7 protein-coding genes are annotated in these 16,189 nt (G+C 74.2%); 1 reads left to right on the top strand and 6 read right to left on the bottom strand.

Annotated elements, in window-relative coordinates; translation table 11 throughout:
- The 5 genes from ACIOD1_RS15675 to ACIOD1_RS15655 form a co-directional block, all read right to left on the bottom strand.
- Positions 1-1,923 carry an amino acid adenylation domain-containing protein gene (locus ACIOD1_RS15675; RefSeq protein WP_365616829.1) on the bottom strand — a complete coding sequence of 641 codons (1,923 nt, stop codon included), beginning with the start codon at positions 1,921-1,923 and terminating at the stop codon, positions 1-3.
- A 5-nt stretch (positions 1,924-1,928) separates the two neighbouring features.
- The gene (locus ACIOD1_RS15670; RefSeq protein ID WP_365616831.1) at positions 1,929-2,984 is read right to left on the bottom strand and encodes a TauD/TfdA family dioxygenase; all 1,056 of its coding nucleotides are present in this window, start codon (positions 2,982-2,984) and stop codon (positions 1,929-1,931) included.
- 129 nt (positions 2,985-3,113) lie between these two features.
- The gene (locus tag ACIOD1_RS15665; RefSeq protein WP_365616833.1) at positions 3,114-3,920 is read right to left on the bottom strand and encodes an alpha/beta fold hydrolase; all 807 of its coding nucleotides are present in this window, start codon (positions 3,918-3,920) and stop codon (positions 3,114-3,116) included.
- Entirely contained in the window at positions 3,917-10,327 is a 6,411-nt protein-coding gene (locus ACIOD1_RS15660; protein ID WP_401902699.1) for an amino acid adenylation domain-containing protein, read from the bottom strand. Before ACIOD1_RS15660 ends, ACIOD1_RS15665 begins: the two co-directional genes overlap by 4 nt.
- A 234-nt stretch (positions 10,328-10,561) precedes the next feature.
- Positions 10,562-12,073 carry an AAA family ATPase gene (locus ACIOD1_RS15655; protein ID WP_401902697.1) on the bottom strand — a complete coding sequence of 504 codons (1,512 nt, stop codon included), beginning with the start codon at positions 12,071-12,073 and terminating at the stop codon, positions 10,562-10,564.
- A 289-nt stretch (positions 12,074-12,362) separates the two neighbouring features.
- Here ACIOD1_RS15655 and ACIOD1_RS15650 point away from each other — a divergent pair, with 289 nt between their 5' ends.
- The gene (locus ACIOD1_RS15650) at positions 12,363-12,584 is read left to right on the top strand and encodes a hypothetical protein (RefSeq protein ID WP_365627507.1); all 222 of its coding nucleotides are present in this window, start codon (positions 12,363-12,365) and stop codon (positions 12,582-12,584) included.
- A gap of 19 nt (positions 12,585-12,603) precedes the next feature.
- Here the strand turns inward: ACIOD1_RS15650 and ACIOD1_RS15645 are convergent, their stop codons facing one another.
- Positions 12,604-16,110 (bottom strand): AfsR/SARP family transcriptional regulator, encoded by a 3,507-nt coding sequence (locus tag ACIOD1_RS15645; RefSeq protein ID WP_401902694.1) that lies wholly within the window; start codon positions 16,108-16,110, stop codon positions 12,604-12,606.
- Positions 16,111-16,189: the final 79 nt, after the last annotated feature.

Raw genomic sequence — 16,189 nt, 5'->3', positions numbered from 1 at the left:
TCAGGAGTCCTGGCGCGCGGTGGCCGCGACCAGAGTGTCGAGATGGGCGGCCAGGTCCCGCAGGCGCGGGTTGGCGTAGACGGCCTTCACCGGGAGGGCGATGCCCAGTTGGGCGCGGACCCGGGAGACCAGCTTGATCGCGAGCAGGGAATGGCCGCCCAGCTTGAAGAAGTTGTCGTCGGGTCCGATGTGCGAGGCGCCCAGCACGGTCGCCCACACGCCCGCGATCAGCTCCTGCGAGGCGCTGAGGCCCTCGGCGGCCGGGTTCACGGCCGGGGCGGCGGCGAGCACCGGCTCGGGCAGCGCGGCCCGGTCCACCTTGCCGTTGACCGTCGTCGGGAACTTCTCCAGCGCGACGAACGCCGCCGGGACCATGTACGCGGGCAGCGCGGCGGCGAGGTGCTCGCGCAGGGCGGCCTCGGAGACGGCGGTGCCGGCGGCGTCGGCCGGACGGTGGTAGGCCACCAGGCCCGGCGCGCCGTGGACGTCCTCGCGGAGCACCACGACGGCCTCGGCGACACCCGGGAAGGCGGCCACCGCGGCCTCGATCTCGGGGAGTTCGATGCGGTGGCCCCGCAGCTTGACCTGACCGTCGGCCCGGCCCAGGTAGCCCAGCCGGCCGCCCGGGAGCAGCCGTACGAGGTCGCCGGTGCGGTACATGCGGCCCCCGTCGGCGGCCCCTTCGGCGGATCCGGCCGAGTCGGCCACGAACCGCTCCGCCGTGAGCGCGGGCCGACCCCGGTAGCCGCGGCCCACACGGGGTCCGGCCAGGTACAGCTCGCCGCTCTCGCCCTCGGCGACCGGCTTCAGGCCGCCGTCGAGGACCCGCATCCGCAGGCCCGGCAGCACGGAGCCGATGTGGGGGGCGTCGGCCCGGTCCACCCAACCGGCCGTGGAGTCCACCGTGCACTCGGTGGGCCCGTACAGGTTGACCGTACGCAGCACCCCGCGCTCGCCCAGCTCGCCGAGCCGGTCCCACAGGGCGGGGCTGACGGCTTCGCCGCCGATCAGCAGGGTCAGCGGGCGCGGGCCGCCATCGGCGGTGATGAGGTCGAGGAGCGGGTCGGCGTGCGAGGGGGTGATGTCCAGGTCGGTGAGGGCCTGCTCGTCGACGAAGCGCGCGAGCAGGGCCGGGTCCGCGCGGGTCTCCTCGTCGATCATCACCAGGGTGTCGCCCCGGCACAGCCGCGTCCACTGCTGCACGGAGGCGTCGAAGGAGGGCGAGGCGTTCCAGCCGACCCTGCCCCCGTCGGTGACGGCGATGCCGGCGCCCTCCAGCTCGGCCAGGAGGGCGGAGGCCGCGGCCCGACCGATCTCCACGCCCTTGGGGCGGCCCGTGGAACCGGAGGTGTAGATCACGTAGGCGAGGGTGTCGTCGGACACGGCGACGGGCGCGTACGTCGACTCCCCGGACGTCGACCCGGAGCCCGGCGCCACCAGGTCGGCCACGCTCAGGTGCGGCGCGCCCGCGGTCGGCGGCGCGGTGGTGGCGTCGGCGGTGACCACCAGGTCGGCGCCCGCGTCCTCGACGAGGTAGCGGCGCCGCTCGGCGGGCAGCTTCGGGTCCACCGGCAGGTAGGCGGCCCCCGCGGTCAGGGTCCCGATCAGGGCGGCCACGAGGTCGGCGCCGCGCGGCAGGCACAGGGCGACCACGCTCTCCGGGCCGATCCCGCGCTCGGCGAGGCGGGCCGCGACGCGCATGGCCTCGGCGCGCAGCTCGCCGAAGCTCAGCTCGCGCTCCCGGGAGACGACGGCGGTCCGGCCGGCGGGCGCCAGGGCGAGCCGGGCGAGCAGGTCGACGGGGGCCGGCGCGGAGGAGCCGGACGGGGAAGCGCCGGACGCGGAAGGGACGGACGCGGAAGGGACGGCGGTGGCGAGGGGCGCGGGGGCGGTGCGCACGCGCTCGGGAAGTACGGCGGTCATGAGGGTCACTCCCCGACGAAGACGGTGGTGGACGGCTGGGTGGCGGGCGCGCACTCGGCGAGCGCGACGGGCTCGCCCATCGCGACGAGGATCTTCCGGTCGCCCTTGAAGGCCTCGCGGCCGTGCGCGCACAGGATGTTGTCGACGATCATCAGGTCGCCCCGCTGCCAGGTCTCGCGCACGGTCACCCGGTCGTAGACGGCGTTGACGGCGTCCACCTCCGCGTCGGTCAGCCGGGACCCGTCGCCCAGGTAGGTGTTGAAGGGCAGGCCGTCCTCGCCGTAGGTCTCGACGAGCACCTCGCGGACGTCCGGGTCCAGGGTGCGGGCGTTCCAGAAGGCGAAGTGGTTGAACCAGGTCCGCTCTCCCGTCACCGGGTGGGTGACGATGGCCGAACGCCGCTGCCGGGTGATCATCGAGTCGTCCTCCTCGACCCACTCGTAGCCGACCGTGTTCTCCTCGCAGTAGGCCTCGGCGACCGCCTTGTCCTCGGTGGCGAAGGTCTTGTACCAGGGCAGCCCGGCCAGCTCCGAGTAGTTGCGCACGAGCAGCCAGCCGGCCCGCTCGAAGCGCTCGACCAGCTCGGGCGGCAGCAGCCGCAGCGCCTCGCGCATGTCGCCGACGGTGGTGGCGCCGCCCACCTCGGGGGCGGTGACGCAGCCGAAGAGGAGCACGCCCGGGAAGTCCAGGGTGTAGCTGTTCTCGTTGTGCAGGCGGATCGGTTGGACGGCCGGCAGGTCGGTGGAGGAGAAGACGCCCTCGCCGAAGTCGGTGCGCGGGGTGGCCTTCTCCTTGTATCCGGCGCGCCGCACGATCAGGGCGTCGCGTGCGGCGGCGAAGGAGGCCGCGTCCTCGACGGGCAGCCCGCGCAGCAGGACGGCGCCACCGCGCAGCAACTCGGCCTGGATGTCGGCGCGGTGCTCGGTCAGCCAGGCCACCGCGTCGGCGAGGTCGAGACCGGCCGGGGTGTGGACGACGGCGGGCTTGCCGGGCTCCCGTACGGCGATGACGCCGGTGGAGGCGGCGGCGGGGCTCGCGGGGGATTCTGCGTACGTGGTCATCGAAGGTCCTTCACACGGTGCGGAGTTCGGAAGAGTGGATCCGGAAGTGCGGTGCGCCATTCGCGGTGCGCCACGCACGGCGCGGGCGTGCGGCGCGGGCGTGCGGGGCGGGCCTGCGGAGCGGCGGGCTCAGACGGCGGCCGTGGCGGCGGTGCGCCCGCCGACCAGCGGGGCCAGGACCGCGAAGAAGTCCGGCAGTTGCCCCTGGAAGTAGAAGTGGCCGCCCGGCAGGACGTACGAGGAGAAGCCGGCGTCGGTGATCTGCGCCCAGCGGTCCAGCGAAGCGGCCGGGGCGACCGGGTCGGCGTCCCCGCCGATCACCGTCACCGGGCAGGCCACCCGGGCCTCGGACTCCTCGCAGCGGTAGACGTCGTCGATGGCGAAGTCGGCCCGGATGGACGGCAGGATGATCTCGCGCAGCTCCGGCTCGTCGAGGATCGAGTCGTCGGTGCCGCCGCGCTCCTTGATGGCCGCCACCAGCTCGTCGTCGTCCAACCGCTCCGGGTACACGGCGCACGGGTTCGCGAGGAACGGCGCCCGGCAGGCGGACGCCACCAGCGCCCGGGGGGTACGGCCGGCCGCGTCGAGCAGGCGCACCACCTCGAAGGCGACCAGCGAGCCCATGCTGTGGCCCAGCACCACCAGGTCCTCGGTCACCCCGGCCGGCAGCGCGGCCACCACCGGGCCCGCCAGATCGGCGACGTCCCGGGGCAGGTCTTCGGCGAACCTGGCCCCCCGGCCCGGGTACTGGCCGATCAACAGGCGCACGTCGGAGGGCAGGTGCTCCCGCCACTCGGCGTACGCGTGGGCGTTGCCGCCCGCGTGCGGCAGGACCAGCAGCGCCGTGCGCTGCGGCCCGTCGCCCGGCAGGTCCCAGACCACGTCGTCGGGTGCGGGGGCGAGGGAATCGGCCGGGTACTGCTCGGTGGTGCTCATGAGGAACTCCGTTCCTGGTCGGGAGTACGGCGGCGCAGGGCGGGCCGGGCGCGCCGGGGCGCGGTCGGCTGCGACAGCAGCCGGGTCTCGATGTGCTGGGCGAGGCTGGCGGGGGTGGGGTGCTGGAAGACGTCGCGCAGGGTGAGGGTGACGCCCAGCGCGGTTCCGAGCCGGTTGGTGAGGCGGGCGGCGAGCAGGGAATGGCCGCCTTGGTCGAAGAAGTTGTCGTCGATCGACAGCGGCGACGGTGTGCCCAGGGCCTCGCTGAAGGCGGTGCGCACCGACTCCTCCAGCGGGGTGCGGGGCTCGCGACCGCCGGCCGTCGTCACCGCCTGGGGCGCGGGCAGCGCCGTCTTGTCGATCTTCCCGTTCGGGGTCAGAGGCAGCCGGTCCAGCAGGACCACGAAGGCCGGGACCATGTGGTCGGGCAGCAGGGTGCGCAGCCACAGGCGCACGTCCTGACCGGACAGGTCCGGGTCGGTGGTGACCAGGTAGGCGGTCAGCTGCGGGGTCCGGTGGTGGTCCGGGTGCGTGGCGAGGGTGGCTTGGGTGATGTGGGGGTGGGTGGTGAGGGTGGTTTCGATTTCGGTGGGTTCGATGCGGAAGCCGCGGATTTTGATTTGGGTGTCGGTGCGGCCGGTGTAGTGGAGGTTGCCTTGGGTGTCCCAGTGGGCTTGGTCTCCGGTGTGGTAGAGGCGGGTGCCGGGGGGTCCGTAGGGGTTGGGGATGAAGGCGGTTGCGGTGGTGGTGGGTTGGGCGAGGTAGCCGTGGGCGAGTCCGTCGCCGGTGAGGTAGAGCTCTCCGGTGGTTCCGGGGGGTGTGGGGTGGAGGTGGGTGTCGAGGACGTAGGCGTGTTTGTTGGTGAGGGGTCGGCCGATGGGGAGGGGTCCGGTGGTGGGGTGGTGGGGGTCGGTGGTGTGGGTGGTGGTGAAGCCCATCGACTCGGCGGGCCCGTACCCGTTGGTGACCGTGACGTGGGCGTGCAGCCGGTGCAGTCGCTCCACGTGGGTGGGGGAGGCGGGCTCGCCGCCGGTGTAGACGATGCGGGTGGTGGCGAAGGTCTCGGGGTGCTCGTCGGTGAGGTAGTTGAACAGGCTGGAGGACAGCTGGAGCATCGTGACCCGGTGCTGCTGGGCGAGGGCGGCGATCAGGGCCGGTTCGGGGCGTTGTCCGGGTTGGAGGACGGTGGTTCCGCCGTGGAGGAGGGCGCCCCAGAATTCGAGGCTGAAGGCGTCCCAGGAGACGGGGGAGCACTGGAGGAAGACTTCGCCGGGGCCGAAGGTGGCGTAGGTCTGGTCGGTGAGGGTGGAGACCAGGTTGCGGTGTGAGGAGAGGATGCCCTTGGGGCGGCCGGTGGAGCCGGAGGTGAACATCACGCAGGCGACGTCGTCCCAGGTCAGGTCGACGGACAGGGCGCTGTCGGGGCGGGCGGCGATGGTGGCCTGATCGGCGTCCACGCGCACCGTCGACCAGCGGCCGACCGTCAACCGGGTCTGGTGACGGGCGTCGGTGATCAGAGTGGTGATCGCGGCGTCGGCGGCGGTGCGGTCGAGGCGTTCGTCGGGGAACTCGGGGTCCAGGAGGGCGTATCCGGCGCCGGTCTTGACGACGGCGAGGAGGGCGACGGTGAAGTCGATGCCCCGGTCGAGGAGGATCCCGGCGAGGTCGCCGCGTCCCAGGCCGTTCGCCTTCAGGTGGTGGGCCAGGCGGTTGGCGCGGGCGTCGAGTTCCCCGTAGGTCAGTTCCTGACCGCCGAAGACCACCGCCCGCGCGTCCGGGTGGAGCCGGGCCTGCTCCTCGAACCGCTCGACGAGGGTGGTCGGAGCGCTGTCGGTACGCACCCCCGTCCACTCCCGGAGCACCTGCCGGCGGCCCGCCCCGTCCAGCAGCTCCAGCTCCGACAGCCGCACCCCGGGCTCGCGCGCCGCCTGCTCCAGCGTCCGCCGCAGCATCGCGGTCATCCGCTCCACCGTGGCCCGCTCGTACAGGTCGGAGCTGTAGAGCACCGCCCCCGTCAGGCCCGAACCCTCGTCGGTGCGCAGCAGGAACTCCAGGTCGAACTTGACGGCCCCGGTGGCCAGCGCCTCCGCCTCCCCGGCCCGCAGCCCGGGCAGTACGGGGGAGACCGCGGGACCGGACTCCAGCGCCAGGCAGACCTGGAACAGCGGGTGCCGGGCCAGGGAGCGGGCCGGATTCACCGCCTCCAGCACCAGGTCGAACGGGGCGTCCTGGTGGGCGAAGGCGTCGAGGTCGGCGGTGCGGACCCGGGCCAGCAGCTCCCGGAAGGCCGGGTTGCCGGAGGTGTCGGTGCGCAGCACCAGGGTGTTCACGAAGAAGCCCACGAGCCCCGACAGGGCCTCGTCGGGCCGGCCCGCGACCGGCGAGCCCAGCGGGACGTCGGTGCCCGCCCCCAGCCGGGTCAGCGTCGCGGCGAGCGCGGCCTGCAACACCATGAAGGGGGTGCAGCGCTCGGCGCGGGCCAGCTCCACCACCCGCTTGTGCAGCTCGGTCCCGAAGTCCACCCGGACCGCCCCGCCGCGCTGCCCGGCGACCGGCGGGCGCGGCCGGTCGGGCAACAGCCCCAGCTCCTCCGGCAGACCCGCCAGCGCCGTCTTCCAGTGCGCGAGCCGGCCCTCCAGCGGCGCGCCCGTCAGCGCGCCGCGCTGCCAGAGCGCGAAGTCGGCGTACTCGGCCGGCAGGGGAGCCCAGTCGGGGGCCGAGCCCGCCAGCCGGGCCGCGTAGGCCACCGAAAGGTCGTCGAACAGGGGGCGCAGGGACTGCCCGTCGGTGGCGATGTGGTGAAGGAGGACGAGCAGGGTGTGCGCGCCCTCTCCGGAGCGCAACAGCGTGACCCGCAAGGGGTGTTCGGTCGCCAGGTCGAAGGCGTGCCGGGCGGCGGCGAGGAGTTCCCCGTCGAGGGCCTCGGGCGTGACCGTCCGCAGCTCGAACGCGGGCGCGGGCAGCGGGTCGACGATCTGGTACGGGTCCCCGTCCGCGGTGGCGAACCGGGTGCGCAGCGGCTCGTGCCGGGCGGCCAGGTCCTGGAAGGCGGCCCGCAGGGCGGCCACGTCCGGCTCGCCCTCCAGACGAACCGCCATCGGCACGTTGTACGAGGTCGCGCCCGGGCCGCCGAGCCCCGCGACCAGCCACAGCCGTTGCTGCGCGAAGGACAGCGGCAGCCGCTCGGGGCGGGCCGCCGACCGCCGCAGCGGCGGCAGGGCCGGCCGGTCGGCCACCTCGTCGATGCGGCGGACGAGGGCTGCGGGGGTGGGGTGCTGGAAGACGTCGCGCAGGGTGAGGGTGACACCGAGGGTGGCGGCGATCCGGTTGGTGAGGCGGGCGGCGAGGAGGGAGTGGCCGCCGTGATCGAAGAAGTTGTCGTCCATGGACAGCGGCGCGGGGCCGGCGAGCACCTCGGAGAAGAGGGTCCGCACCAGTTCCTCGGCCTCGGTGCGGGGCTGACGACCCGCGGCGGCGAGCGGGACCTCCACCGCCGGCAGCGCCCTCTTGTCGATCTTCCCGTTGGGGGTCAGCGGCAGCCGCTCCAGCACGGCGAACCGCGCCGGGACCATGTGCTCCGGCAGCCGTTCCCGCAGCCAGGCGCGCAACGCGTCGGGGGCGGGGGCCGCGCCCCGCGCCTCGGGCGCGGCGACCACGTACGCCGTCAGTTGCCCGTCGGAGTGGACGAGGGTGGCTTGGGTGATGTGGGGGTGGGTGGTGAGGGTGGTTTCGATTTCGGTGGGTTCGATGCGGAAGCCGCGGATTTTGATTTGGGTGTCGGTGCGGCCGGTGTAGTGGAGGTTGCCTTGGGTGTCCCAGTGGGCTTGGTCTCCGGTGCGGTAGAGGCGGGTGCCGGGGGGTCCGTAGGGGTTGGGGATGAAGGCGGTTGCGGTGGTGGTGGGTTGGGCGAGGTAGCCGTGGGCGAGTCCGTCGCCGGTGAGGTAGAGCTCTCCGGTGGTTCCGGGGGGTGTGGGGTGGAGGTGGGTGTCGAGGACGTAGGCGTGTTTGTTGGTGAGGGGTCGGCCGATGGGGAGGGGTCCGGTGGTGGGGTGGTGGGGGTCGGTGGTGTGGGTGGTGGTGAAGCCCATCGACTCGGCCGGCCCGTACCCGTTGGTGATGACCAGGCCCGGACGGGCCTCGTGGAGGCGCCGTACATGGGTGGGGGAGGCGGGCTCGCCGCCCGTGTAGACGATGCGGGTGGTGGTGAACGCCTCGGGGTGCTCGTCGGTGAGGTAGTTGAACAGGCTGGAGGACAGCTGGAGCATGGTCACGCCGTGCCGCTGCGACAACTCCGCCACCAGCGCCGGTTCGGGGCGTTGTCCGGGTTGGAGGACGGTGGTTCCGCCGTGGAGGAGGGCGCCCCAGAATTCGAGGCTGAAGGCGTCCCAGGAGACGGGGGAGCACTGGAGGAAGACTTCGCCGGGGCCGAAGGTGGCGTAGGTCTGGTCGGTGAGGGTGGAGACCAGGTTGCGGTGTGAGGAGAGGATGCCCTTGGGGCGGCCGGTGGAGCCGGAGGTGAACATCACGCAGGCGACGTCGTCCCAGGTCAGCGACACCTTCAGCGGGCCGGCGGGACGGGTGGCGACGACCTCGCGGTGCGAGTCGACCAGGGTGGTGTGCCAGGATCCCTCGGGGAGTCGGCCGTGATGCCCGGCGTCGGTGATCAGGGCGCCGAGGGAGGCCTCACGGGCCGTCCCGGCGAGGCGTTCGTCGGGGAACTCGGGGTCGAGGAGGGCGTATCCGGCGCCGGTCTTGACGACGGCGAGGAGGGCGACGGTGAAGTCGATGCCCCGGTCGAGGAGGATCCCGGCGAGGTCGCCGCGTCCCAGGCCGTTCGCGCTGAGGTGGTGGGCCAGGCGGTTGGCGCGGGCGTCGAGTTTCCCGTAGGTCAGTTCCTGACCGCCGAAGACCACCGCCCGCGCGTCCGGGTGGAGCCGGGCCTGCTCCTCGAACCGCTCGACGAGGGTGGTCGGAGCGCTGTCGGTACGCAGCCCCGTCCACTCCCGGAGCACCTGTCGGCGCTCGCCGGTATCCAGCAACTCCACTGCTGACAGCGGTATTTCGACGTCAGACAGGACCGTCTCCATGAACCGTACGAAACGGTCCTGGTGCCCGGCCACCGCCGCCAGGTCGCAGACCTCGGGGGCCGCGTCGAAGTCGATCCGCAGTCCGCCGTCCGGACCCAGGTCGTACACGCCGACGGCCAGGTCCTCCACGGGCCCGTTGGTCAGGTTGTGCTGCACCGTGGGCAGACCGAAGAAGCGCATCCCGGGGTTGAACGCCATGATGTTGACCAGGGGCGCCGCGAGGCGCCGCTCCGACTCGCCCAGGCCCAGGTCCCGGCACATGTCCTCGTACCGGGTGCGCTGGTGCTTCAACCCCTGTCGGGTCTCCGCGACCACCGACGCCAGCAGCTCGGCCGTCGTCCCGTCCGCGCGGACCGGAACCCGCAGCGGGATCACGTTCGACAGCATTCCGGGCGTCCGACGGGCCAGGTCGGTGCGCCGCCCCGTCACCGGCAGCCCCAACACCAACTCCCCGCCTCCGCCCACCCGATGGACGTACGCGGCGACCAGCGCGATGACCATCATGGTCCAGGGGGCCCGCCGGGCCCGCGCCACCTCACGCAGCCGCTCCACCCGCTCGGGGGCCAGCACCACGGTGCGGCGTACGAAGGGCAGCGCGCCCGGCGCCGTACGGCCGGAGCGGCCCTCGCCCAGGCGCGGGGTCTGCGGCAGCGCCGCGAGGTGCGCCGCCCAGTGCGCCCGGTCGGCGAGCCCCTCCGCCGAGGCCCGGTAGCCGGCGTCCTCGGCGAGCAGCTCGGCCAGGGAACCGAAGGGATTCGGCCCCCAGGGCTCGCCGGCGACCGCCCGCTCGTGCAGCTCCGCGAGGCGCTGGTCCAGCAGGGAGATCCCCATGCCGTCGATGGCCAGGTGGTGGAAGGAGTGGAAGTAGAACCAGCGCTGCTCACCGCTCTGCGCCACACCGGCCTTGATCAGGACGTGTCGGGTCAGCCAACCGCCCGCCAGGTCGAACGGCCGGGCGATCTCGGTCGCCATCCACGCGCGGCCCGCCGCGTCCGGGTCCGGCTCTGCGCCGAGGTCGACGAACTCCAGCCGGCGCCCCGCCTCCGCGGGCCACAGCTCCAGCCACAGCGAGCCGTCCTCCTCGGACCCCGTCCCCCGGATGCGCAACGCGTCGGCCTCGCGGGCCAGTTGCTCGAAGGACCGCTCCACCAGCGCGAGATCCAGCGGGCCCAGGAGCTCCCGGTACTCCCCGATGTTGTAGCGGCTGCCGGTGGCGTCGAGGCCGTGGGCCGTCCAGATGTCACGCTGCGCCGCCGACAGGGGCAGCCGCGCAGCGGCCGGCCCGTGCGCGCTGCTCCGTTCGGACGCGGTGGGAGACATGCGGAGGCTCCTCGGAGAGGGGAAGGGCGGGGGTGGATCGGGAATCCGGAGGCGCTCCAGGGGCGCCGTCCGGCCGTACGTCATACAACCCGCGGCCCGTCGGCCGCGGCGGCAGTTGCTCCGGCACTTGCGGCAGCAGTTGCTCCGGGCGGGTGCCGGTGGGGTGCCGCCGGGGTGCTGCCGGGCGCCCCCGGGGTGCCTCGCGGGCACCGGTGGGGCGGTCGCGCCCGGTGCTCAGGCGCGCTGGGGAGCCCGCCGGGCGGCGGCGCGGACCAGGCCCAGGACCCGGAAGCGCGAGCCCCCGCTCTCGTGGGCGGCCCGGACGGCCCCGCTGATCAGCAGCTCGCGCAGCATCCGGCCCGACTCGGGCAGGCCGAGCCCGGTGAGGGCGGTGACATCGGTGAGCCCGAATTCCGCCCCGGCGGACGCGGCGGCGGGGCGCGCGCCGGCCTCCGGGGCGCCGTTCGGGGCGCCGTCCGGGGTGCAGAGGGCGTCCAACAGGGCGCGGGCGCCGGGCGAGAGGCGGTCCAGCCGTCGGCCGAGGGTGGTGCGGAAGCGGTCCGCGCCCGCGCCGGCGCCCAGGTGGTCGAGGAGGGCGACGGGGTCGGCGTCGAGGCTGTCGCACAGGGTGGTCAGGTCGGCCACCACCAGCCAGGACGCGGCGGCGGCGAGCGCCCCCGGGTGCCCGTCGAGACGCCCGCACAACCACGCGGCCCGCTCCAGATCGGCCGGGCCGGCGGTGAACTCGGGGCGCACCCGCCGGACCTGGTCGAGGAAGAGCCGTACGGAGGGCACGGCCGCGTCCGCCGTCCCCTCGGCCGGGACCTCCAGCGGGGACAGCAGGAAGATCCGCTCACCCGGCACCTCCCAGGGCTGGTCCGAGGTGACCAACAGCCGCAGCCCGGGGCAGGACCGCAACAGCGCCGTCAGCCGGTCGAACCGGGGAGGTACGGCCGGGGCGCCGTCGAGGACGAGCAACACCGGCTGCTCCCCGAGCAGGTCGACCAGCGAGCCGAGGGCGGTACCGGCTCCGGTCCCGGCGGCTGCCGCGCTCCCGCCTTCGGCGCCGGCCGGGCCCACCTCCGTCGGGTCCGCCCCCCAGAGTTCGGCGGCGGCGCGGGCGACCCGGTCCGCCAACACGGCGTCCCCGTAGGAGAGGTAGTCGGCCGTCGCCCCGGGGAAGGCGTGCCACAGCACCGGAGTCCCCGCGCCGTGCAGCCGTTCGGCCACCTCCAGCGCCAGCCGGGTCTTGCCCACGCCGGCGAGCCCCACCACGTGCACGAGCCGCTCCGCCCCGGCGGTCAACTCCCGCTCCAGCACCGCCGTCTCGGCCTGCCTGCCCAGCGCGGCGTGCAACGCCGTCGGCGGGGCCGGGGGGTGCACCCAGCCCTGGCCGACGCTCCGGCCCTGCTGGGCGGCCGCCTCCAACGCGGTCCGCGCCCGCGGTCCCAGCCGCAGGGCGTCCGCCATCAGCCGCACCGTGTCGGGGCGCGGCCGTCTCGCCTTGCCCTGCTCCAGATCGCGGATGGCCCGCACGCTGATGGTCGACAGGTCCGCCAACTCCCGCTGGGTCAGGCCGATGCGCAGCCGGTGGGCCCGTATCAGGGTTCCCACCCGGGAGGTCTCCTGCGAGCCCGAGGGGGTCGTGCCGGTGGCGGTCGTGCTCGTGGCGGTCGTGCTCAGGGGGTCCGTGCTCGGGGTGGGGCGCACGGTGGTGTGGACGAGGGTCTTCGCATGAGTGTTCACAGGGCGCTCCCGGCGACGGTGAGGGGGAACAGCGGGGACCGGGGTCACGGTCCCGTTCCTGATCTCCATCGTCGGCACGGCGCTATCGCGGGGGCATCACCGGATGCTCGTGCTCCGCTCGGCGGCCCCTATCACCGGCCCCGACGGATCGGCGATAGCGATAGCGGGCCGTGATAGCGGGGGGATAGGAGCGGGGCCGGTAGCGGGATTCCAGCGGTTCCTAAGTTGAGGTCAAGCAAGAAGGAAGCGCCCCGGAAGCCCCCGGAGCGCACCGACGAAAGGACCCGAGATGACCCTCTCCCACGCCCTGCGCGCCGCCCTCGTCACCGTCGCCATCGCCGGCGCCGCGGTCCTCGGCGCCCAGGTCGCCCAGGCCGACGGCCCCTCCGCCCCCCTCACCAACGGAACCGCCGTGACCGACGGAGGCGCCGGCGCCAACGGCACCAACGCCGGCCCGGACGCCTCCCCGAGCCCGACCGCCTCCACCAAGCAGACCAACCCGTGGGACTGACGCCGACCCCGGCCGGGGTTCAGGCCCGCAACATCCGTTCGGCCTCGGCCAGCTCCGGCTCCATCCCCCGGTCACGGAAGGCGCGTACCGCGCTCTGCAACAGCTCCCGCGACCGGGACCGCTCCCTCACCCCGCCGTTCGCCGTCAGCAGCCTCGCCAGATCGAGGCGGACCAGCGCGGCGCCCCCCTGGTCCATGATCTGCTCCCGCACCGACAGGGCCTGCGCGTAGAAACCCCGCGCCGCCTCGGACCGACCCGTCTCCGCGTGGGCGTGGCCCAGGTCCCGCAGCAGGTGCCCCTCGCCGATCACGTCCCCGCTGTCCCGGCACAGCTCCAGCACCTCCGTGAAGGTGCGCACCGCGCGCTCGTGCTCCCCCTGCCCCTGGAGCAACTGCCCCGCCCGTCGCAGGGTGCGGGCCTGACCGCCCGTGTAGCCGATGGAGCGGTAGATGCCGAGCGCCTCGTCGAGCCGGCTCTGGGCCGCCGTGGTCTGCCCGCGTCGCATCCAGATGTGCGCGCTCTGCGTCAGGACGATGGCCCGCCCCACCACGTCACCGGCCTGGTCGAAGCCGAGCAGCGAGCGCTCGTACAGGGACAGCGCGAGGTCCTCGTTCCCCCGCATCCGCTCCAACAGCGCCAGGTCGCGGTGGCACAGCGCCGCGCCCTGGACCTCGCCCAGCTCCTCGAACAGCCCGAGGGCCGTCGTCAGCGCGGTACGGGACTCCTCGCCCTGGCTGCGCGCCAGGTGCAACACCCCCAGCGAGCTGAGCAGGGCCGCCGTGCCACGGGTGTTCCCCGCGGCCCGGACCGACTCCAGGGCGAGCCGGTGCGTGCGCTCCCAGTCGTCGAAGTAGCCGCGGCCCTCGAACAGCGTGGCCAGGGTCGTGGCCAGGTCCCAGCACAACTCGTCCATCTGCTCCCGGGCGGCGTGTTCGACGGCCTGCACCAGGTTCGCGTGCTCGCTGTCCAACCACTCCAAGGGGTCCACGAGCAGCTCGTCCACACAGCTCTCCGGAGGCTGCCAGCGCGGCGCGTTTCCGTGCAGCACGGTGAAGTCCCCGCCGTAGATGCGACGGTGGGCCTGCTCGGCCAGGGACATCCAGCCCCCCAGCATGCGGACGGTGGCCTCCTGCCGGTCGACGGGATCGCCGGCCGCGAGCTGCTCGCGGGCGAAGACCCGGATGATCTCGTGGAAGCGGTAGCGGAACCCGCCCGTGGACTCCACGCCGACCACGTCCAGCATCTGTACGTCGACCAGCGGCTCCAACAGGTCCGAGGCGAAGGGACGCGGATCGTCCAGGAGGGCGCCGGCGAGCCAGCCCGGCAGGGTCTGCCCCTGCGCGAGGCTCAACAGGCGCAACAGGCGCCGGTCGCTCTCCACCAGACCGTCGTGCGTGAGGGACAGGCTGGCCCGCATGGTCATCTCGCCGTGGGTCAGTTCGTCGAGTCGACCGCGCTCGCTCGCGAGCCGCTGCACCATCGAGGCCAGGGTCCAGTGCGGGCGGGCCGCCAGGCGGGCCGCGACGATCCGCAGCGCGAGCGGCAGCCCGCCCACCGTACGGATCAACGCCTCCACGGCGGCCCGCTCGCGGGCCACCCGGTCCTCGCCGATCACCCGGACCAGCAGCTCCACGGCGTGCTCGGTGCCCATCACGTCCAGCTCGACGCGGTGCGCCCCGGGCAGGCCCGTCAGCCGGACCCGGCTGGTGACCAGCACCGCGCAGGTGCTGCTGCCGGGCAGCAGGGCCCGGATCTGGCTCTCGGAGGCCGCGTCGTCCAGGACCACCAGGAGCCGGCGGGCGGCGAGCAGGGTCCGGTACATCTCGGCGCGCTCGTCCTGGGACTCGGGGATCACCGGTCCGGGGATGCCGAGCGCCCGCAGGAACCGTCCGAGGACCTCGCCCGAGGTGGCGGGCGTGCCCGTGCCGCGCAGATCGCAGTACAACTGGCCGTCGGGGAAGGCGGTTTCGCCGAGCCGGTGGGCGATGTGCGTGGCGAGGGTGGACTTTCCGGTGCCGGGCTTTCCCACGATCACGGCGAGCCCGACGGCGCGGCGCACGCCGTCGCCCAGCAGCGCCCGCTCGATGCGGACGATGTCCTCGTCGTCGCCCACGAAGTCCGAGGTGTCGGCGGGCAGTTGCCGGGGGATCTCCTCACGGAAGCCGGCCCCCGGGGTCCGGTCGGAGGCACCCGGTACGAGAGCCGCCTCCGACGCGTCGACCAGGATCCGGCCCGCGGCGCCGGCGTGCGGGAGCGCGGGGGCCCCGGCCGGGGCCTGCACGTGGGCGTGGCCCAGGGGATGCCCCTGGGGGTGGGTCGGCGCGGAGCCGAGGCCTCCGCCCAGCCCGGCGAAGGCCGTGGCGGCGAGGGTGGCGCCGGCCGGACCGGAGGGGGCGACGCCGGGGGACGGCGCGGAGTGGCCGCCGGAGCCGTACCCCGGTCTCTCCACGGCCCCACCCGGAGCCGCCGCGACCACTCCGGCGACGGGGTCGCCGGGCCGGCCGCCGAAGCCGCCCGCGCCGCCGGACGGGCCGCCGAAGCCGCCCGCGCTGCCGAAGCCGCCGCCCGAGCCGCTCGTCCCGCCCGGTCGGGCGTCCGGTCTGCCGTCGCCGGGCCCGGTCGCCCCGCCGCCCGTGGCGCCGCTCGCGAAGCCGAGGGTGGTGGTGCCCGCGAGCCCGCCGTAGCCGGTGCCGAAGCCGCCGCCTTGGTGGCCGGCCGGTTCGCCGCCGAAGGGGGCCGGGGGGACGTCGCCCGAGAGGATGGCCCGCTCCAGCCGGCGCAGCTCACCGCCCGGCTCCAGACCGAGTTCCTCCACCAGCAGCTCGCGCCCCACCCGGTAGCTCTCCAGGGCCTCCGCCTGCCGGCCCGAGCGGTACAGGGCCAGCATCAACTGCCCGCGCAGCCGCTCCCGCAGCGGGTGTACCCGTACGAGCAACTGGATCTCGCCGACCAGCTGGTGGTGGCGGCCCAGGTCGAGCTCCAGCTCGATCCGCGTCTCGGCGGCGGTCAACCGCTCCTCGTCGAGCTGGAGCGCCTTGCTGCGCAACGTCTCGCTGGATACCCCGCTCAGGCAGTCGCCCTGCCACAACTCGCCCGCACTGCGCAGGAGTTCTACCGCTCCGGCATGCTCACCGCGCTTGCCCAGCACGCGGGCATCCGCCACCCGGCGGGCGAAGAGGGCCGCGTCGACGAGGTCCTCGCCCTCGGTCTTGAGGACGTAGCCCGGTGGCCGGGTGGTGATGGCGGCGGCGATGCCGGCCGTCGTGAAGAGCTTGCGCAGCCGGGACACGCAGATCTGGACCTGCGTGCGCGCCGTGTCCGGCGGCTCGTCGTCCCAGATGAGGTCGACCAGGTAATCGGTGCTGACCACCCGGTTCGCTTCGAGGAGCAGGGCGGCGAGGATGACCTCCTGCCGCCCCGGGGGTACGCGGACCGGCCCGTCGCGGCCGGTGACCTGTAACGGCCCCAGGATGCGGAAGACCACCGGATCGGGGGTGGGCGGAACCCCGCCGGGTGAAACGGTCATGAGTCTCCCAGCTGGAGGCACACCAGTGATCGGACGGAGCGCGGGGTCAGTCTCCCCGAACACCTCTCCGGTTGTCCAT

The sequence above is a fragment of the Streptomyces sp. NPDC088097 genome, from assembly GCF_044741845.1.
In the GTDB taxonomy this organism is placed as follows: Bacteria; Actinomycetota; Actinomycetes; order Streptomycetales; family Streptomycetaceae; genus Streptomyces.
The sequence above is the reverse complement of the archived record's forward strand: the minus strand, read 5'-3'. Positions and strand labels throughout refer to the sequence as shown.

What these genes read in the sequence shown, in the direction of transcription:
- ACIOD1_RS15670 (WP_365616831.1), bottom strand. Translation starts at nt 2,984, where the DNA reads ATGACCACGTACGCAGAATCCCCCGCGAGCCCCGCCGCCGCCTCCACC.
- ACIOD1_RS15650 (WP_365627507.1), top strand. Translation starts at nt 12,363, where the DNA reads ATGACCCTCTCCCACGCCCTGCGCGCCGCCCTCGTCACCGTCGCCATC.
- ACIOD1_RS15675 (WP_365616829.1), bottom strand. Translation starts at nt 1,923, where the DNA reads ATGACCGCCGTACTTCCCGAGCGCGTGCGCACCGCCCCCGCGCCCCTC.
- ACIOD1_RS15665 (WP_365616833.1), bottom strand. Translation starts at nt 3,920, where the DNA reads ATGAGCACCACCGAGCAGTACCCGGCCGATTCCCTCGCCCCCGCACCC.
- ACIOD1_RS15660 (WP_401902699.1), bottom strand. Translation starts at nt 10,327, where the DNA reads ATGTCTCCCACCGCGTCCGAACGGAGCAGCGCGCACGGGCCGGCCGCT.
- ACIOD1_RS15645 (WP_401902694.1), bottom strand. Translation starts at nt 16,110, where the DNA reads ATGACCGTTTCACCCGGCGGGGTTCCGCCCACCCCCGATCCGGTGGTC.